This is a genomic window from Actinomadura mexicana (assembly GCF_900188105.1).
Lineage (GTDB): Bacteria > Actinomycetota > Actinomycetes > Streptosporangiales > Streptosporangiaceae > Spirillospora > Spirillospora mexicana.
The window spans coordinates 236,465-260,416 of record NZ_FZNP01000005.1 but is presented as its reverse complement, the minus strand read 5'-3'; the positions used below and the strand labels follow the sequence as shown (position 1 = coordinate 260,416).

21 protein-coding genes are annotated in these 23,952 nt (G+C 72.9%); 15 read left to right on the top strand and 6 right to left on the bottom strand.

Annotated features, from left to right (window positions below):
- Window positions 1-4: 4 nt before the first annotated feature.
- The 3 genes from CHC11_RS15150 to cutA are packed head-to-tail and all read left to right on the top strand — an operon-like array spanning window position 5 to window position 3,903.
- Entirely contained in the window at window positions 5-868 is an 864-nt protein-coding gene (locus tag CHC11_RS15150; RefSeq protein WP_089312351.1) for an FAD binding domain-containing protein, read from the top strand.
- Window positions 868-1,488 carry a (2Fe-2S)-binding protein gene (locus CHC11_RS15145; protein WP_089312350.1) on the top strand — a complete coding sequence of 207 codons (621 nt, stop codon included), beginning with the start codon at window positions 868-870 and terminating at the stop codon, window positions 1,486-1,488. Before CHC11_RS15150 ends, CHC11_RS15145 begins: the two co-directional genes overlap by 1 nt.
- Window positions 1,489-3,903 carry an aerobic carbon-monoxide dehydrogenase large subunit gene (gene cutA / locus CHC11_RS15140; protein WP_089312349.1) on the top strand — a complete coding sequence of 805 codons (2,415 nt, stop codon included), beginning with the start codon at window positions 1,489-1,491 and terminating at the stop codon, window positions 3,901-3,903.
- Window positions 3,904-4,052: 149 nt separating this feature from the next.
- On the opposite strand, the gene CHC11_RS15135 is transcribed toward cutA, so the two are convergent.
- Complete coding sequence (locus tag CHC11_RS15135) at window positions 4,053-4,898, bottom strand: polysaccharide deacetylase family protein (RefSeq protein WP_089312348.1); 846 nt, start codon at window positions 4,896-4,898, stop codon at window positions 4,053-4,055.
- 236 nt (window positions 4,899-5,134) lie between these two features.
- Between CHC11_RS15135 and CHC11_RS15130 the strand changes: the two genes are divergently transcribed.
- The gene (locus tag CHC11_RS15130) at window positions 5,135-5,770 is read left to right on the top strand and encodes an SRPBCC family protein (RefSeq protein WP_089312347.1); all 636 of its coding nucleotides are present in this window, start codon (window positions 5,135-5,137) and stop codon (window positions 5,768-5,770) included.
- 84 nt (window positions 5,771-5,854) lie between these two features.
- Here the strand turns inward: CHC11_RS15130 and CHC11_RS15125 are convergent, their stop codons facing one another.
- The gene (locus CHC11_RS15125; protein ID WP_089312346.1) at window positions 5,855-6,229 is read right to left on the bottom strand and encodes an FKBP-type peptidyl-prolyl cis-trans isomerase; all 375 of its coding nucleotides are present in this window, start codon (window positions 6,227-6,229) and stop codon (window positions 5,855-5,857) included.
- Window positions 6,230-6,372: 143 nt separating this feature from the next.
- Between CHC11_RS15125 and CHC11_RS15120 the strand changes: the two genes are divergently transcribed.
- Both CHC11_RS15120 and CHC11_RS15115 read left to right on the top strand, forming a co-directional pair.
- Entirely contained in the window at window positions 6,373-8,412 is a 2,040-nt protein-coding gene (locus CHC11_RS15120; RefSeq protein WP_089312345.1) for a hydantoinase/oxoprolinase family protein, read from the top strand.
- The gene (locus CHC11_RS15115) at window positions 8,409-10,256 is read left to right on the top strand and encodes a hydantoinase B/oxoprolinase family protein (protein WP_089312344.1); all 1,848 of its coding nucleotides are present in this window, start codon (window positions 8,409-8,411) and stop codon (window positions 10,254-10,256) included. Before CHC11_RS15120 ends, CHC11_RS15115 begins: the two co-directional genes overlap by 4 nt.
- Before the next feature lie 7 nt (window positions 10,257-10,263).
- Here CHC11_RS15115 and CHC11_RS15110 read toward each other — a convergent pair whose 3' ends face one another.
- Window positions 10,264-10,623: a hypothetical protein gene (locus CHC11_RS15110; RefSeq protein WP_143227073.1), complete on the bottom strand. Its 360-nt coding sequence runs from the start codon at window positions 10,621-10,623 to the stop codon at window positions 10,264-10,266.
- A 119-nt stretch (window positions 10,624-10,742) separates the two neighbouring features.
- Between CHC11_RS15110 and CHC11_RS15105 the strand changes: the two genes are divergently transcribed.
- The gene (locus CHC11_RS15105) at window positions 10,743-11,216 is read left to right on the top strand and encodes a hypothetical protein (protein WP_089312342.1); all 474 of its coding nucleotides are present in this window, start codon (window positions 10,743-10,745) and stop codon (window positions 11,214-11,216) included.
- Window positions 11,217-11,354: 138 nt separating this feature from the next.
- Here CHC11_RS15105 and CHC11_RS15100 read toward each other — a convergent pair whose 3' ends face one another.
- Window positions 11,355-11,780 carry an ATP-binding protein gene (locus CHC11_RS15100; protein ID WP_179278859.1) on the bottom strand — a complete coding sequence of 142 codons (426 nt, stop codon included), beginning with the start codon at window positions 11,778-11,780 and terminating at the stop codon, window positions 11,355-11,357.
- 103 nt (window positions 11,781-11,883) lie between these two features.
- On the opposite strand from CHC11_RS15100, the gene CHC11_RS15095 reads away from it, so the two are divergent.
- On the top strand, window positions 11,884-12,699 hold the full coding sequence (locus CHC11_RS15095; RefSeq protein ID WP_179278858.1) for a helix-turn-helix domain-containing protein: 816 nt from the start codon (window positions 11,884-11,886) through the stop codon (window positions 12,697-12,699).
- Window positions 12,696-12,881, top strand: coding sequence for a DUF397 domain-containing protein (locus CHC11_RS15090; protein ID WP_089312339.1), 186 nt, complete (start codon window positions 12,696-12,698; stop codon window positions 12,879-12,881). The genes CHC11_RS15095 and CHC11_RS15090 overlap by 4 nt, the downstream gene beginning before the upstream one ends.
- Window positions 12,882-12,990: 109 nt before the next feature.
- Here CHC11_RS15090 and CHC11_RS15085 read toward each other — a convergent pair whose 3' ends face one another.
- Window positions 12,991-16,905 carry a CHAT domain-containing protein gene (locus tag CHC11_RS15085; protein WP_143227071.1) on the bottom strand — a complete coding sequence of 1,305 codons (3,915 nt, stop codon included), beginning with the start codon at window positions 16,903-16,905 and terminating at the stop codon, window positions 12,991-12,993.
- A 174-nt stretch (window positions 16,906-17,079) separates the two neighbouring features.
- Between CHC11_RS15085 and CHC11_RS43430 the strand changes: the two genes are divergently transcribed.
- Both CHC11_RS43430 and CHC11_RS15080 read left to right on the top strand, forming a co-directional pair.
- Window positions 17,080-17,208, top strand: coding sequence for a hypothetical protein (locus CHC11_RS43430; protein WP_281258322.1), 129 nt, complete (start codon window positions 17,080-17,082; stop codon window positions 17,206-17,208).
- A gap of 321 nt (window positions 17,209-17,529) precedes the next feature.
- A complete protein-coding gene (locus CHC11_RS15080) occupies window positions 17,530-18,744 on the top strand; it encodes a phospholipase D-like domain-containing protein (protein ID WP_089312337.1) in 1,215 nt (404 codons plus the stop codon).
- On the opposite strand, the gene CHC11_RS15075 is transcribed toward CHC11_RS15080, so the two are convergent.
- Entirely contained in the window at window positions 18,741-19,385 is a 645-nt protein-coding gene (locus tag CHC11_RS15075; protein WP_179278857.1) for a uridine kinase family protein, read from the bottom strand. The genes CHC11_RS15080 and CHC11_RS15075 overlap by 4 nt on opposite strands.
- 86 nt (window positions 19,386-19,471) lie before the next feature.
- Here CHC11_RS15075 and CHC11_RS15070 point away from each other — a divergent pair, with 86 nt between their 5' ends.
- The 4 genes from CHC11_RS15070 to CHC11_RS15055 all read left to right on the top strand — a co-directional run bounded on the left by CHC11_RS15070 (window position 19,472) and on the right by CHC11_RS15055 (window position 23,913).
- Window positions 19,472-20,638 (top strand): CaiB/BaiF CoA transferase family protein, encoded by a 1,167-nt coding sequence (locus tag CHC11_RS15070; protein ID WP_089312336.1) that lies wholly within the window; start codon window positions 19,472-19,474, stop codon window positions 20,636-20,638.
- Window positions 20,638-22,035 (top strand): acyl-CoA synthetase, encoded by a 1,398-nt coding sequence (locus tag CHC11_RS15065; protein ID WP_089312335.1) that lies wholly within the window; start codon window positions 20,638-20,640, stop codon window positions 22,033-22,035. The genes CHC11_RS15070 and CHC11_RS15065 overlap by 1 nt, the downstream gene beginning before the upstream one ends.
- Before the next feature lie 142 nt (window positions 22,036-22,177).
- A complete protein-coding gene (locus CHC11_RS15060) occupies window positions 22,178-23,122 on the top strand; it encodes an ABC transporter ATP-binding protein (protein ID WP_089312334.1) in 945 nt (314 codons plus the stop codon).
- Window positions 23,119-23,913: an ABC transporter permease gene (locus CHC11_RS15055; protein ID WP_089312333.1), complete on the top strand. Its 795-nt coding sequence runs from the start codon at window positions 23,119-23,121 to the stop codon at window positions 23,911-23,913. The genes CHC11_RS15060 and CHC11_RS15055 overlap by 4 nt, the downstream gene beginning before the upstream one ends.
- Window positions 23,914-23,952 lie beyond the last annotated feature (39 nt).

Below are 23,952 nucleotides of genomic sequence, written 5' to 3'. Positions count from 1 at the left end.
CGCGGTGAAACCACCTCCGTTCGGGTACCACGCGCCGGGCACGCTCGGCGGGGCCCTGGACGCGCTGGCCGCCGCGCCCGGCGGGAAGGTCCTGGCGGGCGGGCAGAGCCTCATCCCGCTGCTGAACATGCGGCTGGCCGCGCCGTCGGACCTCGTCGACATCAACCGCGTCGCGGAGCTGGACACGCTGCACGTCGGCGACCAGGGCGTGCGGGTCGGCGCGCTCGCCCGGCACGCGCGGGTGGAGCGCTCGGCGGAGGCGGCGGCCGTGCAGCCGCTGCTCGGCCGGGCGCTCCGGCACGTCGCGCACCCCGTGATCCGCAACCGGGGGACGGTCGTCGGCAGCCTCGCCCACGCCGACCCCGCCGCCGAGATGCCCGCGGTGCTGGCCGTCCTCGGCGGGACGGTCGAGGCGGCGTCGGCGCGGGGCCGCCGCACCATCCCGGCCGCCGCGTTCTTCCGCGGGCCGCTGGAGTCGGCGCTGGAACCCGGCGAGCTGGCCGTCTCGGCGTTCTTCCCGGCCGCGCCGCCCCGCACCGGCACCGCGTTCGCCGAGACGGCGCGGCGGCACGGCGACTACGCGCTCAGCGGCGTCGCCGCCGTCGTCGGCCTCGACGAGGACCTGCGGGTCGCCTCCGCGCGGGCGGGGTTCCTCGGCATCGCGCCGACGCCGCTCGTCCTCGACCTGACCGGCGCCGCCGGGCCCCGCGGCGACTGGGCGGCGGCGGCCGCGCACGTCCGGGAGCGGATCGACCCCGAACCCGACATCCACGCGGGCGCCGGCTACCGGCGCCACCTGACCGGCGTGCTGGCCGAGCGCGCCCTGAACGCGGCCGCGGCCGAGGCGCTGCGGAGGGCGGGGGACTGATGGCCGAGAGCTTCGAGGTCGCGCTGACCGTCAACGGGACGCACCGCACGGCCCGCGTTCCGGCGCGGCGGCTGCTGTCGGACCTGCTGCGGCACGACCTCGGGCTCACCGGCACGCACGTCGGCTGCGAGCACGGCGTCTGCGGCTGCTGCACCGTCCTGCTGGACGGGGACCCGGTGCGGTCGTGCCTGATGTTCGCCGTCACCGCAGCGGGCCACGACGTCACCACCGTCGAGGGGCTCGCCGCGCCGGACGGGACGCCGTCGCCGGTGCAGCGCGCGTTCCGCGAGTGCCACGGGCTCCAGTGCGGGTTCTGCACGCCCGGCTTCCTCTGCACCGTCACGGCGCTGCTGCGGGAGACGCCGCGCCCGACGCGGGACCAGGTCCTGGAGGGGATCTCGGGGAACCTGTGCCGCTGCACCGGCTACCAGAACATCGTCAAGTCGGTGCACCGCGCCGCCGACCTGCTCAGCGGGTCCGGGGGGTGCGGGGGGTCGTCCCCCCGCAACGAACACAGCGGGTCCGGGGGGTGCGGGGGGTCGTCCCCCCGCAACGAACACAGCGGGTCCGGGGGGTGCTGGGGGTCGTCCCCCGGCGACGAGACAGCTGAGGAGTCGTGAATGGGCACCCGGGTCTTCGGTGAACCGGTCGAGCGGCGCGAGGACGCCAGGCTCCTCACCGGCCGCGGCCGCTACCTCGACGACCTCGGGCGGGACGCGCTCGCGGCGGCGTTCGTGCGCTCTCCGCACGCGCACGCCCGGATCGTCGACGTCGACGTGTCGGAGGCGCTGGACGTCGACGGCCTGGTCGCCGTCTACACCTGGGAGGACCTGCCCGGGAAGGTCGGGGACCCGCTGCCGCTGCTCATCCCGCACCCCGCGCTGACCCACGGCCGCACCGGGTACCCGCTCGCCCGCGACGTCGTCCGGCACGTCGGCGAGCCCGTCGCGATGGTCGTGGCCCGGGACCGCTACCTGGCCGAGGACGCCGTCGAGCGCATCCGCGTGGAGTACGAGCCGCTGCCTCCCGTCGTCGGCATCGAGAAGGCGGAGTGCGCCGAGCACCTGGTCCACGACGACGTGCCCGGCAACGTGGGCGCCGTCCTGGTGCAGGAGAACGGCGACGCCGCCGCCGCGATCGACGCCGCGCCGCACGTGCTGGAGTTCCGGCTCTCCATCGAGCGCAGCGCGTCCATGCCCCTGGAGGGCCGCGGCGTCTACGCGCGGTGGGACGCCGACGACGGGTCGCTGCGCGTGTACTCCTCCACGCAGGCCTCCACCAGCGTGCGGGCGGCGATCGCGGCGCGGCTCGGGCTGCCGAACGGCAAGGTCGAGGTGATCGCGCCGGACGTCGGCGGCGGCTTCGGCGTGAAGATCGTCCACCCGTGGCCGGAGGAGGTCCTCGTGCCGTGGGCGGCGCGGCTGCTGGACCGCGAGATCAAGTGGACCGAGGACCGCCGCGAGCACTTCGTCTCCGCCGCGCACGAGCGCGGGCAGCTGCAGGACGTGCGCGTCGGCTTCGACGGCGAGGGCCGCGTCCTCGGCCTGGACGTGCGGATCCTGCACGACCACGGCGCCTACACCCCGTACGGGATCATCATCCCGATCGTCACCTCCACCCAGCTCCTCGGCCCCTACAAGATCGGCGCGTACCGGGCGGAGGTCGTCAGCCTCTACACCACCACCCTCATCGTCACCCCGTACCGGGGCGCGGGCCGCCCGCAGGGGGTGTTCTGCATGGAGCGCACGATGGACCGCATCGCGCGCCACCTCGGCCTCGACCGCGCCGACGTGCGCGCCGCCAACGTGATCCAGCCGGACGAGTTCCCCTACGACCAGGGCCTGACGTTCCAGGACGGCCGCCCGCTGATCTACGACTCGGGGAACTACCCCGAGCTGCTCCGCAGGATCCGCGAGCTCGTCGGCTGGGACGGCTTCGAGGCCGAGCGCGCCGCCGCCGCGTCCCGCGGGCGCCGTCTCGGCATCGGCCTCGGCGTCTACGTGGAGGGCACGGGCGTCGGCCCCTACGAGGGCGGGCACGTCGAGATCGACACCGCGGGGCGGGTGCACGTGTCGACCGGGCTCACCTCGCAGGGCCAGGGCCACGAGACCGTGTTCGCGCAGATCGCCGCCGCCGAGCTGGGCGTCCCCATCGAGGACGTGCACGTCACGACGGGCGACACCCGGCGGTTCGGGTACGCGGTCGGCACGTTCGCGTCCCGCGCGGCGGTGATGAGCGGCAACGCGATCGCGCTGGCGTGCCGGAAGGTCCGCGGCAAGGCGCTGCGCATCGCGGGGGAGGCCCTGGAGGCCGACCCGGAGGACCTGGAGATCACCGGCGGGGTGGTGCACGTGCGCGGCGACCGGTCGGCGGCCGTCCCGCTGCGGACGGTGGCGGTGCTGTCCAACCCGCTGCGGTACGCGTTCGACGAGGAGGCCGCGGCGGCGACGCAGTTCGCGGTGGGGCGCCCGGTCACCGAGCCGCCCGTCGCGCCGGGGGACGAGCCCGGCCTGGAGGGCCGCGACTACTACTCGCCGGTGCGCTCGACGTTCGCCTCCGGCGCGCACGCCGCGATCGTGGAGGTCGACCCGGACACGGCCGAGGTCGCGATCCTGCGGTACGCGGTCGTGCACGACTGCGGGCGGCTCATCAACCCGATGGTGGTGGAGGGCCAGATCCACGGCGGCGTCGCGCAGGGCGTCGGCGGCGCGCTGTACGAGCGGATGGTGTACGACGAGTCGGGGCAGCTGCTCAACGCCTCGTTCATGGACTTCCTGATGCCGTACGCGACGGAGGTCCCGCGCATCGAGACCGACCATCTGGAGACGCCGTCGCCGCTGAACCCGCTCGGCATCAAGGGCGCGGGGGAGGCCGGCGTCATCCCGGTGTCGGCGGTGATCGCGTCGGCGGTCGAGGACGCGGAGGGGATCCGGGTGGACGCGATGCCGCTGTCCCCGGACGACCTGTACACGCTCCGGTTGCGCGCCGCGGACGACCCGTCGCTGCGCGTCCGCGAGGGCGCCGACCTCACCTGAGGCCGGGTCGTTCCCGGGGCCTGGCCCGTTCGGGGCTGGCGGGGCCGGCTCGGGAAAGCAGGGGACCTCGACCCCGCCAGCGTGTTGACCTTAGGCACAGACCGCCCCGGGCCTCCGGCCCAACCGGGTTTCCTCCGGGAAGGTCGCTTTCAGGCGTGGGACGGCTGGTCAGGGGCATTTCCGCCGAGCGACCGCGGCAAATAGTTCTGCACGGCGGCGGGCCGGAAGCCGGCCTGCCTGATCCAGCCGAGGATCATCTGGAACTCCTGGGCGAGCCCCTTGCGGTAGTGCATGAGGACGATGTCGCCGGGCTTGAACCCCTTGGCGCCATCGGCGCGCGCGAAGCCGTTGTAGCCGACGCCGGGCCCGGAGGTGCCGTTGTAGAACTCCGCCGACCACAGCAGCACCGACCTGATGCCGCACTCCTTGGCGACCTGCAGGGTGGTCTGGTTGTAGCTCCCGAACGGCGGACGGAAGATCTGCGGCCGGTGCCCGTACTGCTTCTGGATGGCGTCCGAGGAGTCGCAGATCTGCTTCTTCTGCGCCTCGGCGCTCAGCGTCGCCATGTTGGGGTGCGTGACGGTGTGGTTCTCCATCTGCGAGCCCGCGTTGCGCATGGCCCAGAAGTACTGTCCCTGCCCCTTGATGTAGGTGGAGGTCAGGAACGTCAGGATGGGGACCTTCTCCTTGCGGACCAGGTTCACGAACTCCGAGTCGTAGGTGTAGCCGTCGTCGATGGTCAGGAAGACGACGCGCTCCTGCGTCTGGATCTGCTTGATGACGGGCGGCAGGCCGTTCGCGGCGGGCTGCGGCATCGTCCAGGACCCGGGCTTGGGCGTCGCCCACCGCTGGTCGTCGAGCACGGAGGCGAGCTGCGTCCGCATGGACGGGCCGGACTCGCCGCCCAGCCCGGCGGTCACGACGGGCCAGCCGCCCGCCGCCAGGCCGAACACTCCGGCGGCGACCATGGCGACTACGGGCGTCTTCCCTGGCATCGGCCGCGTACTCCGTTCGCTCGGGGGGTGCGGTTCTCAGGCGTGCGGTTCCCAGCGTGCTGAGGGGTCCGCATCGGTTGACGCGCGAGCGGGGACCGGGGTTCGCGCCCGCGCACAACCTGGCGGACATATCTGACCATTCCCAGAGCCGTCGGGAGTGCATCTGCCCATTCCTCGGCGTGTACTCGGCAGAAGTTGCCGTTCGGGGAGGCGGCGGGGTTCTCTAAAGTCGGGTCATGCAGCTCACCGGCAGTGCCAGCGTCGCCGCTCCGCTCGACCGCGTCTGGGACGCGCTCCAGGACCCGGCCGTCCTGGCGAGGACGATCCCCGGGTGCCGCTCCCTGGAGGAGAGGGGGGACGGCACCTACCGCATGACGGTCACCGCGGGCGTCGCGTCGATCCAGGGCACCTACGTGGGGCAGGTCGAGCTGGCCGACCCCGACCCGCCGCGCTCGTTCGTGCTGCGCGCCCGCGGCCAGGGCGCGCCCGGCACGGTGGACGCCACGGTCCGCGTCCGGCTGTCGGACGGCGACGGCGCGACCCGGATCGACTACGACGCGGACGCGGTCGTCGGCGGGATGGTCGGCGGCGTCGGGCAGCGGATGCTCGGCAGCGTCGCCAAGCGCACCGCGGGCGAGTTCTTCGCCGCCGTCGAACGCGACCTCACGGCCCTCGCGCCGTCCCCGGCGGCGGAACCGGTGCCCGCGGCCCCGGCCGCCCCGACCGCCGCCGGGACCGTGTACCCGGGACGCGCCGCGGCCGCGGCCCCGCCCCCCGCCTGGCTCCCGATGGCCGTCGCGTTCGGAACCGGCGGAGCGGTCGCCCTCGCGGGCGTCGCGGTCGGCTACCTCATCGGCCGGCGCTCCCACTGACACGCCCGGCCGGAGACGGCGACGGCGGGCACCCCGGGGCTCTGCCGCCCAGGGCACCCGCCGTTCACGGCGGCCGGCCGCCTGCTATCCGACGCCGACCAGGTCGACGACGAAGATGAGCGTCTCGCCGGGCTTGATGGCGGGGCTCGGGCTGCGGTCGCCGTAGGCCAGGTGCGGCGGGATGACGAGCTTGCGGCGGCCGCCGACCTTCATCCCGGCGATGCCCATGTCCCAGCCCTTGATGACGCGGCCGGAACCGAGCTCGAAGTCAAGCGTGCCGCCGCGGTTCCAGGACGCGTCGAACTCCTCGCCGGTCGACCACGAAACGCCGACGTAGTGCATCGACACCTGCGAGCCCTTGACGGCCTCCGGGCCGTCGCCCTCGGTGATGTCGGTGATGTCGAGGTAGGCGGGCGGCTGGCCCTCGGGGAAGTCGATCTCGGGGCGTTCAAGCGCCATGAACGGGCTCCAGCGGTCTCGTCAGATGTGAGGACAGAACAGAGCTGCTCAGCCTATCCGCACGCGGGCCACGAAAGAACGACGCTCCCGTTGGCAGATTGCGACGGTTTCGCAGGTGGCCGGCGTCCGGTAGACCTCTGTTCATGGTGAGGCGGCTGCGGATCGGCATCGACACGGGCGGGACGTTCACCGACGTCGTCGCGCTGGACGGGGACGGGGCCCTCGTCACCACCAAGACGCCCTCGACGCCCGCCGACCCCGCCGAGGGGTTCGCCGACGGCGTCGCCAAGATCCTCCGGCTGACCGGCGCCGGGCCGCGGGACGTCGCGGCGCTGTCGCACGGCACGACGGTCGCGACGAACCGGCTCCTGGAGGACCGGATCGACGACCTCGGGTTCGTCACCACCGAGGGGTTCGAGTCCCTCCTGGAGATCGCCAGGCAGAGCGTCCCGGACGGCTACGGCAACAGCTACTTCTGGGTGAAGCCGCCGCGGATCGTCCCCGCGCACCGGGTGCGGGCGGTCGGCGGACGGCTCGACCACACCGGCGCGGAGCTGCGCCCGTTCGACGAGGAGTCGGCGGTCGCGGCGGCCCGCTGGTTCCGCGACCAGGGCGTCCTCGCGATCGGGGTGTGCTTCCTGCACTCCTACGCCGATCCGTCCCACGAGCTGGCGATGCGGGACGTGCTGGCCCGCGAGCACCCGGACGCGGTCGTGTCGCTGTCGTGCGAGGTGCTGCGCGAGTACCGCGAGTACGAGCGGGCGGTGACGACGCTCGTCGACGCCGCCGTCAAGCCCGCGATGAACGGCTACCTCGCGCGGATCGCCGAGCGCGTCGCGTCGCGGCCGCTGGTGATGAAGAGCAACGGCGGCGTCCTGTCGGCGGACGAGGTGGCGCGGCAGCCGATCACGACCGTGCTGTCCGGTCCGGCGGCCGGGGCGCTCGGCGCGGCGTTCGTGGTCGCGCGCAGCGGGCACGGCTCGGTGGTGACGCTGGACGGCGGCGGGACGTCCACCGACGTCGCGGTCGTCCTGGACGGCGAGCCCACGCTCACCACCGAGGGGTCCATCGGCCGCCACCCCGTCAGGATCCCGATGATCGACATCGTCACCGTCGGCGCGGGCGGCGGGTCGGTCGCGTGGCGCTCGCCCGAGGGCGCGCTGAAGGTCGGGCCGCGCAGCGCCGGGGCCGACCCCGGCCCGCTGTGCTACGGGCGCGGCGGCGCCGAGGTCACGGTGACCGACGCGCACGCCGTCCTCGGCCGCATCCCGCCGCACCTGCTGGGCGGCGAGGTCCCCCTGGACGCCGCCGCCGCCCGCCGGGGCCTGGCGGCCCTCGCCCGGGATCTCGGCCTGCCGGTCGAGCGGGCCGCCGCCGGGATCCTGGAGATCTCGGCGTGGAACCAGGCCAACGCCATCCGGCAGATCACCGTGAAGCGCGGCCTGGACGTGCGCGACTACCCGCTCGTCGCGTTCGGCGGCTCCGGGCCCCTGCTGGCGTGCCGGCTGCTCGACGTCCTCGCCCTGCCCGCCGCCGTCGTCCCGGAGAACCCCGGCAACCTGTCGGCGTTCGGGCTGCTCACGGTGGACGTGAAGAACGACCACGTCCGGACCCGCGTCGTCCGCGACGCCGAGCTCGACCCCGCGCTCCTCGCCGGCGTCTACGCCGACCTCGAGGCCGAGGCCGCGCAGGCCCTGGCCCGCGAGGGGTTCCCCGCGGACCGCCGCCGCTTCGCCCGCTCCGCCGACCTGCGCTACTACGGCCAGGCGTTCGAGGTGGGCGTCGCGGCCCCCGCCGGCCCGCCGGACGAGGGGCTGCGCGCCGAGGTCGTCCGCCGCTTCCACGACGCGCACGAGGCCCTCTACGGGTACTGCTACCGGGACGACCCGCGTCATCCGGTCGAATGGGTCAACCTGCGGGTCTCCGGCATCGGACCCATCGAACGGCCGCGCCTGACCGAGCGTCCGCCCGGGGACGGCGACCCGTCGCGGGCCCGCACCGGCAGCCGGAACGTCTACTTCGACGCGTGGGAGGAGGCGGCCGTCTACCGGCGCGAGAAACTCGCGCCCGGCGACACCGTCGAGGGTCCGGCCGTCATCGAGGAGTTCGGCTCCACGCTCCCGCTGCACCCCGGCTTCACGGCGACCCTCGACGGCCACGGCAACCTGGTGGTGACCCGGTGACCGGCCCCGCGAACGACCCGATCCTGCTGGAGATCGTCGAGGGGACGCTGGCGTCGGTGGAGCGCGAGGTCGAGACGGCCATCGCCCGCACCGCCCGCTCGCCGATGATCCGCGACGCGCACGACTTCCGCGCCGGGATCCACGACCGCCGCCTGCGCAAGCTGACCGGACGGTCCTACTCGGCGCTCGTCCAGCCGGTCGCCCGCGACTTCCCGCCGGAGGAGATGCGGCCCGGCGACGTGTTCTTCCACAACGACGTCTACCTGTCCGAAGGCGGCATCGGGCACCTGCCCGACCTGTGCGTGACGGTCCCGGTGTTCCACGAGGACGAGGTGGTCGCGTTCGTCCAGGCGTTCGGCCACCACGACGACATCGGCGGCGCCGTCCCCGGGTCGATGCCGAGCCACGCCCGCAGCGCGTTCGAGGAGGGCCTGATGGTCCCTCCGATCAAGCTGTGGGACCGGGGCGTGCCGAACCGCGCGGCGCTCGCCATCATGACCCGCAACTCGCGGATGCCCGACTCGCTCGCCGGCGACCTGGACGCCGAGTGCTCGGCGTGCCTGATGGGCGCACGCCGCCTCGGCGAGCTGTTCGCCCGCTACGGCCGCGCCGCCGTCGAGGCGTGCTTCGACGCGATCATCGACCGGACCACCGAGACGTTCCGCCGCGAACTGCTCGCCAAGATCCCGGACGGGACGTTCGTGTGGGAGGACTACGCCGAGCACGACGGCGTGGACCCGCCCCGCCTGCACGCCCAGCGCATCACCTTGACGGTCGACAAGGCGGCCGCCGTCCCGCTCGTCATCGACTTCACCGGGACGTCCCCGCAGGCCAAGGGGCCCATCAACCACGCCGGGGACTACTCGGGCGGGGTGTTCCTGAAGAAGTGGCTGGCGCCCGTCCTGCGCAACCTCGCCGACACCCCCGAGCGGGCCGCCGAACTCGACGTCAACGAGGGCGTGGTGCCGCTCATCGAGATGCGGTTCCCGGAGAAGGGCACCCTGCTCACGCCCGTGTTCCCCGCCCCGACCAACGCCCGCACGTTCGTCATCCTGCGGCTGCTGGGTGTCCTCGCGGGCGTGCTGGCCAAGGCGACGGGCGGCCGGATGCCCGCCGACCAGGAGACGATCCGCTACACGGGCGTCTACGGCGAGGACGACCGCGGCCCCTACCTGATGCGGGAGGTGCTCGGCGGCGGCTCCGGCGGCCGCTACCACGCCGACGGCGAGGACACCATCCACGTCGTGCCCGACTCGCGCAACATCCCCGCCGAGTTCGCCGAGGCCCGCTGGCCGTTCGTCGTCGAACGCCTCGGCCTCGCCGTCGACTCGGGCGGGCCGGGGGAGCACCGCGGCGGCCTCGGCTACGACAAGCACATCCGGATGCTCCGCGACGCCCGCTACATGTCGATCGCCGACCGCTCCATCCTGTCGTGCTGGGGCGTCAACGGCGGCCGCGCGGGACGCCCGTTCCGCGTCGACATCGACGGCGAGGAGATGGACGGCCTCGTCGACGACCGGCCCGTCCGCGCCGGGCAGGTCATCCGCATCCGCACGACCGGCGGGGGCGGCTGGGGAGACCCGCTGAACCGCGACCCGGCCCGCGTGGCCGCCGACGTCCGCGACGGCAAGGTCTCCCCGGCCGGCGCACGCGACGACTACGGCGTCGTCCTCGCCGAGGGCGCCGTGCCGGCCGACCGCTCCGTGGACGCCGAGGCGACCGAGACCCTCCGCGCACGCCTGCGCGCCGAACGCGGCCCGGTCCCGTTCTTCGACCGCGGCCCCGGCTACCCCGTACTCTCCGGCGGCGCCACCTCCGCCGACGTCGACTCCCTCGACCGCTGAGGGCGCCCTACCGCTCGGGTTCGCGCCCGGCGGCGAGCTCGGCGAAGACGTGGTCGGGGTCGTTCTGCATCCAGTACCGGAACATGAGCGAGACCCTTCCCCCGTCACCGCCGAAAGAGCTGATCGGCCGCGACGCGTCCACGAGGAAGCGTGGCTCGTCCCACTGCTGCGCCACGACCGCCAGCGGACGATCGGCCACGAGAATCCACGTCGCCCGCCCACCGGCGATCATGGCGAGGAAACGCCGTTCCAGCAGCCCCGCGACCACCTCGCCCAACGAGGTCTCGGGCGGCACGTCGACCCTCTGGGCATGCGGCAGGACGTCGTCCCCCGCGGCCACGCTGCCGCGATCCACTTCGATGATCATGGTCCACCCGCCATCCGCGCTCCGCCGGACCCGCCCCGAGGCCATCATTCAGGGCGGCCAGCCTATCCAGGCCCGTATGGCCATCCGAATTCAGAATACGATCTGATAGCCTCTCGGTTATGAGCACCAAGTCCCGTCCAGACTCGGTCACCTTCTCCGATCTGTCCCGCAACCCGCGGGCCGTCGCGGAGCGGGCCTCCCGGCTGGGGCGGGTGCGCGTCACCCATCGCGACGCACCGGACTTCTACCTCACGGCCGCCGAACGCGAAGAGCGGCGCGACGAGACGCTGGCCACCGCGTCACGGATCTTCATCGCGCTCATGAAGCACGACCCAGGCGCCCGCGAGCTGCTGCTCGCCATGCCGGACGTGTTCCCGTGGGTGCGTCATCTGAGCACCGAGGAGGTCCGCGCCTTCACCGTGGAACTCGTCGATGCCCTCTCGGACGCGGCCGAGCTCGAGCTCGACACGTCCCTCAACGAGGTGATCGTCGGATGGCGTGCCACCGCACGCATCAAGGCGGACCCTCAGCAGCACGAGGACGCGGTGCGGCCCACCAGCGGTGACTTCGGACCTCTGAAAGTCGATCCATGAGCCCCGAGCGGGGGTCGGAATCACAATTCCGGCGCGACGTCTCGGCCAATACCAGACCATCGGGACCGAACTCCGCTGTTCTGCCCGCCTCGATGACCGACAGAAGTGCGCATTCATCGGGCTTCACGGCTCTCCCCTCTACGGGATGATTCGGGCCCAGACCCACTTTCCCCCACAGGGGTCGCGCATCGCCCCGCACGCGGCGGACAGTGCCCGGACGATGTGCAGCCCCCAACCGCCGTTGTCGTCGAACGCCTCCTCGGACAGGTCGAGGTCGTCGAGGGTGAGCTCGACCTTCGGCCGGGCTCTGGGGAGGTCGGACGCCCCGTCCCACACGGCGACGATGACCCCCTGCACGTCCCTGCTGACCTGGAGCCGCAACTCCGCGTGCGGCGTCCGATCGACCGCATTGGTGACGAGTTCCGAGACGATGAGCAAGGCGTCGTCGAGAACGTGCGAATAACCCCATTTGCGGAATCGCGCCCCCGCCAGCGTCCGCGCCAGCCCCACCGCCGCCGCCGACCCCATCAGCGGAATGATCAAATCCCCGTTCGCCGTGGCCATCCTCATCTCCGCCCTCGCTTCGGTTTTCGATTTCCCATGGCAAGGATCACGGACGCCTTCTAGCCTTCAAGTGTTAGGGAAAATAGACCAAACAGGAGTCACGATGCCGATCGTCCGCGACCCCCTTGAGCCCAGGGCCTCGCTGTGGCACTTTCTGGCCTTCTACCTGCGGTTTCTGCGGGAACGAGAGGGACTTTCGCTGACTCAGTGCGGGAAGATCATTGGAGTGGCGCGCTCCACTGTTTCGAACATCGAAGCAGGTCGGCAGCGTCCACAAGAGGACCAATTGGTGAAGCTGGACGCAAAGTACGCCACAGGGCCGCTTTTACAGCTTTTGCTCTGGTATGCCCGAAACTCTCACGACCCTGACTGGGGTCGCCAATTTATGCGCTATGAGGAACGGGCGGACAGCATCAGGCTCTACCACGGCAAGACGATTCCCCGTCCGTTTCAGACCGAGCAGTACATGCGCGCCCTGACCGTGGCCGGCGCGCCGGGTGACACCGACGACACCTTCGCCAGACGACTGGCTCGTCAGCAGGCCCTGCTCGAACGTGAGGAGCCACCGTTCTTCTACGTGGTCTTGGACGAGGGAGCGCTCGGCTCCAGTGTTGGTGGCCGGGGAGTCATGAAGGCGCAGCTCGCGCACCTGCGGCAGATGATGGATCTCCCGAACATCATCATTCGATTCATCCCACCATCAGCGGGTGCTCACGAGGGCTTCGACGGTCCTTTTCAGATCATCAGCATGGAGGACCGCGACGTCGCTTACGCGGGTGCCCAGTACGGCGGACGCCTGATCGAGACGCCCGGCGAGATAAGGAAGCTATGGGCTATGTTTGATCGTATCGGCGCAAAGGCTCTCCCAGAAGACGCTTCACGCGCATTGGTCGAACAGTACTTGGAGCAGTACACATGAGCGTTCGGTGGCGCAAAAGTACGCACAGCAGCGGGGTTAACGACGAGCACTGCGTTGAGCTGGGGCGCCTTGCGCCTGGGGCGGGGATCGGCGTGCGCGACTCGAAGGACCCGGACGGCGGTCACCTCGCTCTGACCGCGGCCGAGTTCGGTGCCTTGCTTGCCCGGCTCAAGCAGGGCTAGGGCCTGCGGCATTGAGCCGTCCGGCCTCCTGTGCGTCAGGTGCCGTCGGACACCTGTGCCTGGACGCCGGGTCCGGTCTTGATCAGGTCGGTGAACATCGCGTCGCGCTTCAGCGCGTGGCCTGCCCGGCATCACGGCTCTGCCTCGCGGCCACGACGCGGGCCAGGTCCGCTGCGGTCCCGGCGGCCCGGGGCGCGTGGCCGAGGGCCTCGTATGTCGCATGGGCCTGCGCGAACAGGTCGTACGCCTCGTCGAGTGCGCCCCGGGCCTCGGCGAGCACGCCGAGGGCGAGTCGGGTGTCCGCGGAGCCCATCTGGTCGCCGGCCTGGTCCGACAGGGCGAGCGACCGAGTGAACCAGTGCAGGGCCTCGTCGGGTTCCTCCCGTGTGAAGGCGATGCTCCCGAGCTGGTAGTAACCGGCGGAGAGATTCGTCCTGCCGCCGATCTGCTCGTTCAGGACGACGCCCTTGCGCGTCCACGTCACCGCGCCGTCGAGGTCGCCCCGTTCCTGGGCGATCAGGCCTAGCTCGTGGTAGGCGACCGCCTCGTCGGAGCGGTAGCCGGAGGTCAGGGCGACGTCCAGGGCTTTCTGGAACCAGCCGTGCGCGCTGTCGAGCGCACGCTGCTGATGGGTGATGACACCGAGCAGGTGGTGGCTCGCCCCCACTCCGCGCCGGTCGTCGATGGCGAGCCGGAGGTCCAGGGCGCGCCGGGCCCAGGTCAGGGCATCCTCGAACGAGGCCCGGTGCTCGGCGAGAAGACTGGACTCGTGGTAGGTGTTGGCCAGCATGTACCGGTCGTTCAGGTCCTCCGCCAGATCCCGGCTCCTGTCGTTCCACCGGGCCGCCTCTTCGTAGTCACCCTGCATCCTGGTGAGCCGGGCGAGCCGGTGGAAATTGGCGAGGAGACCCTCGCGGTCGTCCTCCCGCTCGTTGATCTCGCGAGACTCCTCGGTGAAGTCTCGCGCCTTCGTGAGGTCGTCCAGGTCCTCGGCGTTCAGCGAGAGGGCATCTAGGGTCTTCGCCCGCCGGAGGTCCGGTTCCGGGAACCAGCCGAGCGTCTCCAGCAGCAGGGATCCCGCCAGAGCGTGCGCGCCCCTGTGCCGCAGGCGGATGGCGAGATCGCCCGTTGCCGACAGCGCTCCGTCGAGGTCGCCCGCCGCGTGGAGATGGTGCCTCTTCTCCAGCCAGGCGACCTCTCTGATCGGTTCGTGGTGGCCCACGGCCCACCAGTATCCGGTGGCCGCCAGATGGGCCCTCCGTACGAGATCGGTGGAGTCGCCGTCCGCCAGGAGCCGCTGCAGGGTGGACGCGGTCCACCGGTGCGTCAGATAGAGGGCCTGCGAAGGTTCGTCGGTCTCGATGCGCACGACGAGACTGAGGTCGACCAGCGACCGGATCGCCTGGTCCAGCCCGGCAGGGCCCTGGGGAAGGCTGATGGCCCCCGTCATCATCGAGCGGATCTGGCCGGTTTCCTCGGGGGTCAGTCCGAGGTCTTCGAGTTCCGCGTCGGGCCGCTCCCTGCGGAGCTCCTCCAGGAGTCCGGAGTGGTGCGCCACGATCGTGTCGCGCTCGTTCTCCGGCGGGCTGCACAGCCAGGCCAGGCCGGCCCGGGTGCAGGGGAGCCGGAAGACCGACGCGCCGGCCAGGACGATCTGGGCGAGCGGGTCGAGCGAGTCGACGAGGTCGCTCAGCAGCGTTTCGGCGACCGCGAGCGTGATGGCCTCCGCCATCGCGGTGTCGAGGCTCGGGCCCGCGGTGTTCGGTGCGGCCCCGGGGCGGCCGGCCTCCGGAGACCGGGGCGGCAGGGCTTCCAAGCGGCGCGTGATGTCCGGGAAGTTCGCCCGGCCCGACCTGAGGAGCGCGTCGACGTACTCCAGCGTCCTCGGATGGCCGCCCACGTTCGCCCACGCCCGCTGCCTGTCCTCGATCGGAAGGGCGTCCAGGCCGGGCAGCCGCCACATGAGCTTGCGCGCCTCGGCGAGGAGCAGCGGCCCGAGGTGGAGGGTGCGCAGTGCCCCGCCGGGAAGGTCGACGGGGTACCGGCAGGTGACGATCAGGCGCCCCCCGGCCGACGTCCAAGCGGCCATGAAAGCGGCGAGCTCCTCGTCCAGGAAGGAGTGCTCGGTGGCCGAGACGAGGTTCTCCTCGAAGTTGTCGAGCAGCAGGGTGACCGGCGACTCGCCGATCAGGCCGGCGAGCGCGCCGAGCCTGACCCGCCATGATCCGCCGATGTCGTTGGCGGGCCCTTCGATGAAGCCGGCCAGGTTCCGCAGGGGCGCGGCCCCGTCCCCGTCCCGTGCCGTGGAGGCCAGGAGCCGGCCGGCGGTCTCCGCCAGGATCTGATCGGGGCTGGTCCGGCCGGACGTCGAGACGACCAGCCCCGCCTCCGCGCCGAGCCGGGACACGAGCTCCGCCGCCAGGACGGTCTTGCCGACTCCGCCGAGCCCCTGGATCAGCACGCCGGGGGACCCGCCCCGCAACGCCCTCAGCAGGGTTCGGATCTCGGTGCGACGTCCGACGAACTCGCCGGTGCCCCGGACGACGACCGCGGGATCGAGGAGTACGGGCCGGGGCGGGGCGACACCGGTGTCCACCCCGTGGGCGACGTCGTAGAGCGGCCGGGACGGGCCGCGCATGAACAACGCGGAGGTCGCCCACTCGCCCGAGTCGCGGCCTTCGGTCAGCTCGCGCCTGGCTTCCGACAGGGCGGCCGGCACCTCGGGGCGCGGGTGCAGGGCGAGCCCCCGGTAGAGCGCCGCGGCGAGCCGGGTGGCGTACTGGTCGGAGACGGGCGCCGTCATCGCGAGCACCATGGGCATGCCCGCGTCGACCAGCCCCCGGGCGAGTCCCGTGACCACCTCCCCGCCGAGGGCCGTGGAGCATCCGGACAGGACGATCAGCGGGACCTCGCCGCCGCGCGGGACGGCTTCGGCGAGCCTCGCGGCGGACACCGTGTCGACCCGGCCGTTCCTGTCCTCCAGGGCGAGAAAGCCTGGCCGGGCATGGCACGAGATGTGCAGGACGTGGAACCGCTCCTGGCGGAGCGCCTCGTGAACCGAGGCCAGCGTCCCCTCGTTGAGGACGCGCACGTACGCGGCCGCATGCCGTTTCGCCGGCTCCACGGCGTCCAGGATGGTTCGCAGTTCCCGCTCCATGTCGAGCAGTGCGCCGCCGTCCTGCCCGTCGGGACTCGCCACGACCGCCAGGATCCGCAGCGGGGCGGCCGTCGCCGTGCGCGCCGCGGGCGGCCCCGGAACGAGCCGGTGCATCTCGACCCCGGGGGTCAGTACGAGGGGGAGGTCATGGCCGGGCAGGACCAGCGTCTCCCAGGGCAGGTCGAAGAGATCCTCGGCCACGTCGACGCCCAGGCGGAGGACGCTCCGTTCCCGCGCCGCGGTCGCAGACCCGGCGGCCAGCGCATCTCCCGCGGGGCCGTCGAGGAAGACCGAGCCCAGTTTCCGGCCCGTCTCGCGGACCAGGGCGTCCTGCCGGACCACGGTGCCGGTGGTCCCGCGTGCCCGTGCTCGGGCCAGACGCCACAGCAGGCCCTCAAGGCCGTGGTCGGCCTCCCGGCGCGGGTGCTCGGCGAGCGGGACCTCACCGGCGTGCCCGTACGAGACGGTCTCCCGGTCTATCCGCAGCGTCGCCTCCCTGACCAGGCCCGGGAACACGGTGGGGTGCGCCTGTGCGGGGCGTCCGCCACGACCGGGCCCACTGCGGCGCTCGGCCAGCGCGGCCCTGCGCGTCTCCTCCCACCACTGGTCCGAGGGCACGCCCCGGTCCGCGCCGCGCCGCCGCGCCAGGTTGCGCAGGTGGCCGATGAGAAAGGCGGCGACGGCCTGCTGGGACGGTACGTTCCGGCCGTTGCGCCAGTCGCTCCACGACTGGGGAGTGATCTTCCGCGGGGGGAGCTGGGCCGCCGCCTGCCGTTCGATGGCCCCGCCGGTCGGTGACCCGGCCGCTTCGTGGAGTCGGCGCAGCGCCGCCGCGTACCGGCCGGTCGCGTCTGTCGGCTCGCCCACGAAGCTCCCCTCCCGTCCGGATCGGAGGTCCTCCGGATATTCCCCGCCGGGCCGGCAGTCCACTATGCCCGCGGTCGCCCCGGCGTTCGGGGCGATCCGGATAACCGGCCGGACGGGCCCACTTCAGGCAGCGCCCCGGCGACGAGGACCGGGGCCCGCCGAAGGGAGACCACCGTGTTCGACCGTCTGCTCCTGCGCCGCCTCGCCCGCCTCGCCCTCATCGCCGCCGTCCAGGGCGCGTCCGGAGCCGCCGGAGGCGCGGTGATCACGCTGACCGTCCTGTGGGTGGGCCGCCACTGCTGATCTTGAAAGGCGGGGGCTCGACGGCCGCGCCCGGCGGGGACGGTTCGCATTTCGTTCCGGTTTCCGGGTGGCTGGTCTTCCTGGCCGGGCACCTTTCAGTGGCGCGGTGAGGACCATGGCCGGGCGGCGGTACGCTCGGTATTCGGATGCGTGCATCGGGTGGCGGGAAATGATGTGCATTCGCTCTCAGAGCACGGCGCGGCGGCATGAAACGCGAATCCGGGGGGACGCATCTCGGCCGAGCGGCGATCGCTTTCGTGCTTTCGGAGTGACCGCACGAGTCCGTCGGTCGCCGGCCTTGGCGTGAGGAGAAGACAGCAGATGACCGTGTCGCAGCAGGAGCCGACGCCCCCCGGAGACGACCTGCTCGCCTCTGCGTCCGACGACCGCGCGCACCGGATCCGCCGCGCCCTGGAGCGGCTGATCGGTGTGGCGGCGACGGAGGGCAACGCCGTGACGCCCCTGCGCAACGGGGACGAGATCTTCCCGCGGATGCTGGAGGAGATCGCCGGAGCGCGTCGCACCATCGACATGATGACCTACGTGTACTGGCGCGGGGACATCGCCCACCGGTTCGCCGACGCGTTGTCCGAGCGCGCCCGCGACGGGGTGCGGGTCCGGTTGCTCCTGGACGGCATCGGCGCCTGGCAGATCGAGAAGGACCTGGTGGAGCAGATGGAGCGGGCGGGCGTGACGGTCGCCTGGTTCCGCAAGCCCGTGTACGTGTCGCCGTTCAAGCAGAACCACCGCTGCCACCGGAAGGTGCTGGTGGTGGACGAGCAGGTGGCCTTCACCGGAGGGGTCGGCATCGCCGAGGAGTGGGGCGGCGACGCCCGCGACGAGAGCGAGTGGCGCGACAGCCATTTCCAGGTCCGCGGGCCCGCGGTGGACGGTATCGCGGCCGCGTTCGCGCAGAACTGGGCCGAGTGCCACGAAGTCCTGTTCGACGACCGCGACAGTTTCACCGGCCATGAACCGGCCGGGGACGCCGTGGTGCAGGTGGTGCGGGGGTCGGCCAGCGTCGGCTGGCAGGACATGCAGACCCTCCTCCGCGTCGTCCTCCAGTTGGCCGAGCGGCGGCTGCGAGTGGCCTCCGCCTATTTCGCCCCCGACGACTACTTCGTCGATCTGCTGTGCGAGACCGTCGCGCGCGGTGTCGAGGTGGAAATGCTCCTCCCCGGCCCGCACGCCGACAAGCGCGTGAGCCGACTGGCGAGCCAGCGCCATTATGAGGACCTTTTGAAGTGCGGTGTGCGCATTCACCAGTTCCAGCCGTCGATGCTGCACACGAAAATCCTCACCATGGACGGAATGGTCTCGCTCATCGGGTCCACGAACTTCAACCGGCGGTCGATGGACCACGACGAGGAGGTCATGCTCGCCGTGATCGACGAAGATCTGACCGCGACCCTGGACGCCCATTTCGACGATGACCTGACCCGCAGCGAGCGGGTCGACCACGCGCGGTGGGCCCGGCGTTCGGTGACGCAGCGCGCCAAGGAGGCGTCGATCACGCCCCTCCGCCGTTTCCTCTAAGCCTCGGGGACCGGTCTTCCGGCGTTCCGGGGGTGGACCGTGAAGCGGTGCGGGGTGAAGGCGGTGCCGTCCACGAGGAGGTCGCAGCGGTCGACGGTGGCGTCGGCGGTGAAGTGGTCCTGCTCGCGGACGGCCCAGTCCTCCCAGGCCCCGGCGTACTCGGGGCCGTCCCGGTCGAGGGCGCGGGCGCGGCGCAGGCCGTACGGCGCGTCGATCCAGATCCGGTACGCGGCGGGCGCCTTCGCCCAGGCGGAGCCCACACCCTCGATGATCAGGACGGGCGCGGGCGGGATGCTCTCCTCGGGGCCGTAGCGGTCGTGGTGCCAGTCGTAGCGGCGCAGCACGGCGGGGCGCCCGTCCCGCAGCGGGCCGAGCACCGCGTGCCGCAGCGGGCGCCACCAGGTGAGCGGGTCGGCGTCCCACGGCACCCGGAAATCGTCCGACCGGACGACCGGGGCGCCGACCAGGACCTCCGCCAGGTGGCCCGCGAACGTGGACTTGCCCGCGCCGCTCGGGCCGTCCACCGCGACGATCCGCACCGGGCCGCAGGACGGCGGCAGCGCGAGCAGCCGCGCGGCGAGCGCGGGGTAGGTCACGCTGGAGCGGGCCCCACCGGGGGACGACGCGGCAGACTGCGGCACGGACGGCATACTTCCAGGTACCGGCCCCCGGGGAGCAGCCGCCCGGACGGAGCCGCCCCCCAGAGCCCGCAGAAGGAGAACGTCCGTTGCCCGGACCGCTCGAAGGCGTCGTGATCGTCGACCTCAGCCGCGTCGTGGCGGGCCCGCAGGCCACGATGGCGCTCGCCGACCTCGGCGCCCGCGTGATCAAGGTCGAGCAGCCCGGGGCCGGCGACGAGACCCGGGGCTGGGGCCCGCCGTTCGCGGGCGCGGACCAGGTGAGCACCTACTACCTGTCGATCAACCGGAACAAGGAGTCGATCACCCTCGACCTGAAGTCGGACGAGGGCCGGGACGTCCTCGCCCGGCTCGTCCGGCACGCCGACGTGCTGGTGGAGAACTTCCGCACCGGCGTGCTCGACCGGCTCGGCTTCCCCGTGGAGCGGCTGCACGAGCTGAACCCGGCGCTGATCGTCCTGTCGATCACCGGGTTCGGGCACGACGGGCCCGAGGGCGGGCGGCCCGGCTACGACGCGATCGTGCAGGGCGAGGCGGGCATCATGAGCGTGACGGGGCCGCCCGGCACGCCGAGCAAGGTCGGCCTGTCGATCGCCGACATCCTCGCCGCGGGCAACGGCGTCGCGGGCGTGCTGGCCGCCCTCTACGAGCGGACCCGCACCGGGCGCGGGACCGTCGTCCGCACCTCGCTGCTGGCGTCGGTGGTGGGCGCCCACATGTTCCAGGGGACCCGCTGGACCGTCGCCCGGGAGGTCCCCGAGTCGGTCGGCAACGACCACCCGTCCATCGCCCCGTACGGGACGTTCCGCTGCGAGGACGGGCAGCTCCAGATCGGCGTCGCCAACCAGAGCCTGTGGCGCAGGTTCGCGCCGATCGTCGGCCTGGACCCGGACGACGCCCGCTACGCGACGATCCCCGACCGCGCGGGCCGGCGCGCCGAGCTGACCGCCGACATCGAGCGGGTCCTCGCGACCGGCACGCGCGACGCCTGGCTCGCGCGGTTCGGCGAGGCGGGCGTCCCGGCGGGGGCGATCCGGTCGATCGACGAGGTGTACGAGTGGGAGCAGACCCGCTCGCAGGGCCTGGTCATCGAGGTGGACCACCCGCGGCTCGGCCCGATCGAGCTGCCGGGGCCGCCGCTGCGCTTCGACGGCGCGCCGCCGCGCGAGCACACCGCGCCGCCGCTGCTCGGCGAGCACACCGGCGCGGTCATGGCCTGGCTCGGCGAACGGGAGAACGAGGAGAGGGGCGAGTGATGGATCTGCTCGGCGGGACGGGCGGCCCGGTGCGGATCGCCGGACGGGAGCTGCCGCGCGACGAGCTGCTCGGATGGGCGTCCGCCGTCGCCGCGGAGATCCGGGGCGCGGACGCCGTCGCCGTGCACGCCACGGCGTCCCTGGAGACGGTCGCGGCGGTCGTGGGCGGCCTCCTCGCGGGCGTCCCCGTGGTGCCGCTGCCTCCCGACTCCGGCCCCTCCGAGCGCGCGCACATCCTCGGCGACTCCGGCGCGAGCATGATCCTCGCGGACGGAGGGACGGAGGTCTCCGGCAGGGAGCCGCCGCTCCTTCCGGTCAACTGGCTGCCGCGCCACGGGAGCGGCGGGGACGAGGAGGTCTCTCCCGGCGCGACCGCCCTGATCCTCTATACGAGCGGGACGACGGGCGCGCCGAAGGGCGTGCTGATCTCGCGGAGCGCCATCGCCGCCGGGCTCGACGCCCTCGCCGAGGCCTGGGCCTGGACGCCCGGCGACGTCCTGGTCCACGGGCTTCCGCTGTTCCACGTGCACGGGCTCGTCCTCGGCGTGCTCGGGCCCCTGCGGGTCGGTTCGCCCCTCGTCCACACCGGGCGCCCCAAGCCGGAGCTGTACGCCGCGGCGGCGCAGGACGACGGCGGCAGCCTGTTCTTCGGCGTCCCCACCGTCTGGTCGAGGACGGCGGCGGACCCGTCGACGGCCGAGGCCCTGCGCGGGGCGCGGCTGCTCGTCTCCGGCAGCGCGCCGCTGCCCGTGCCCGTCTTCGAGCGGCTCTCGGCCCTCACCGGGCACCGCCCGGTCGAGCGGTACGGGATGACCGAGACCCTCATCACGATCAGCGCCCGCGCGGAGGGCGACCGGCGCCCCGGCCAGGTCGGCACGCCGCTGCCCGGCGTCGAGACCCGCCTGGCCTCCGAGGACGGCACGGCGGTCCCGCTGGACGGGGAGACTCCCGGTGAGCTGCACGTCCGCGCGCCGCTGCTGTTCCAGGGGTACCTCAACCGGCCCGAGGCGACCGCGAGGTCGTTCACGCCGGACGGCTTCTTCCGCACCGGCGACATCGCCACGATCGGCCCGGACGGCTGGCACCGGATCGTCGGGCGCGCGTCCACCGACCTCATCAAGAGCGGTGGTTACCGGATCGGCGCGGGCGAGGTCGAGAACGCGCTGCTCGCCCACCCCGCCGTGCGGGAGGCCGCCGTCGTCGGCACTCCGCACGACGACCTCGGTGAGCAGGTCACCGCCTACGTCGTCGCCGACGGGGTCGGGGAGAGGCAGCTCGCCGACTTCGTGGCCGAGCGCCTGTCGGTGCACAAGCGGCCCCGCGTCGTCCACCTGGTCGCCTCCCTGCCCCGCAACGCCATGGGCAAGGTCGTCAAGACCCGCCTGAGCGAGCTCTAGGGGAGGAGCTCGGCGAGGACGGGCCGGACCAGGTCGCGGGCGAACGTCTGACACCTGTCACGCCGATCACCTGACGGCGCGCCGCCGGAACCGGTGACACGCGCTTCTACCGGGGCGCCCGCGCGGTCGCGACGCTGGAGGCATGAAGACGGACCCAGCCATCAGCGTCGACGGCCTCCGGCAGCGCTACGGGGACTTCGAGGCCGTCGCCGGCATCTCGTTCGACGTCGCGGCGGGGGAGCTGTTCGCGCTGCTCGGCACCAACGGCGCGGGCAAGACCACCACCCTCGAAACGCTGGAGGGGCACCGGACCGTTCACGAGGGCACGGTCCGGGTCCTCGGCCACGACCCGCACCGCGAGCGCCGCAAGGTCCGCCCGCGCATGGGCATCATGCTGCAGGACGGCGGCTTCTTCGCCGACCTCACCGTGGCCGAGACCGTCGAGCACTGGCGCGGCTTCACCCCCTCCGCGCGCGGGCGCGACGAGGCCGTCGCCCTGGCGGGCCTCGCCGAGAAGGCGGGCGTTCGGGTGCGGCAGCTCTCCGGCGGCCAGAAGCGCCGCCTCGACCTCGCGCTGGCCCTGCTCGGCAGGCCCGACGTCCTGTTCCTGGACGAGCCGACGAGCGGCATGGACCCCGAGGCCCGGCGCGCGACCTGGGACATCGTCAAGGAGGTGGTGGCCGGCGGCACGGCCGTGCTCCTCACCACCCACTACCTGGAGGAGGCCGAGCACCTCGCCGACCGGCTCGCGATCCTGCACCGCGGCCGGATCGAGGCGACCGGCACGGTCGCCGACGTCGTCGCCGGGCACGGCGACCGCATCGACTTCCGGCTGCCCCAGCGCCTCCAGGTCGCCGAACTGCCCCCTCTGCGGGGCGTCCGCGCCGACGTCCGGGTGGAGGGCGGGCACGCCGTCGCGTCCTACGCCGTACCTTCCCGCGACGGCGACGACCCCGGGCTCCAGGCGGGGCTCTACGAGCTGCTGCGCTGGGCCGACGAGGAGGGCGTCCGGCTGGACGGCCTGCGGGCGCGCAGCGCCTCCCTCGAAGACGTCTTCCTGCGCACCGCCGAAGGAGCCTCCCGATGAACGCCACCGCCGTGCTGCGCGTCGCCCGGCTCGACCTCACCCTGCTCTGGCGGAACCGGACGGCCCTGTTCACCGCCGCCGGCCTGCCGGTCCTGTTCGCGGCCATGCTCCTCCCGGTCCGCGGCGAGAGGATCGACGGCGTGGACGGCGCCCTCCTGCAGGGCACCGGCCACCTGGGGTTCTTCCTGGTCTTCGCCGTCTTCATGAACCTCGTCAACGTGCTCACCGCCCGCCGCGAGGACCGCACGCTCAAGCGGCTGCGCGGCACCGCCCTCTCGGACGCGGAGATCACCGCGGGCAGCGTCCTCACCGCGGCCGCGCTGTACGCGGTGCAGGCCGTCGCGCTGCTGGTCCTGCTCGGCGCCGCGATGGGCGGCACGGTCCCCGCCGACCCCGTCCTGGTGCTGGCCGGGCTCGCGGGCGGCGCCGCCGTGTTCGCGACGCTGGCGTTCGCCGTCTCGGGGATCACCCCGAACGCGGAGCTGGCGCAGCTCACCGTCCTGCCGATCATGTTCGGCTGCATGCTCGGGGCCGGCGTCATGTTCCCGGTGGACGGCCTGCCCGGCTGGGTCCGGGAGGCGTGCCGGTGGGTCCCGCTCAGCCCGGTCGTGGAGATCGTCCGGACGGGGTACTTCGGCCAGGACTTCGTGCACCGCCCCGGCCACCCGTCCGTCGGCCTCGCCGAGGGCTGGCTCAGCTGCGTCCGGCCCTTCCTCGTCCTGGCCTTCTGGGGCGTGTTCGGCCGCGTGCTGGCCACCCGCTGGTTCCGGTGGGAGCCGCGCCGCGCCTGACGCACCGCGGACCCACCATTACAGTGCGATGCGAGGAGG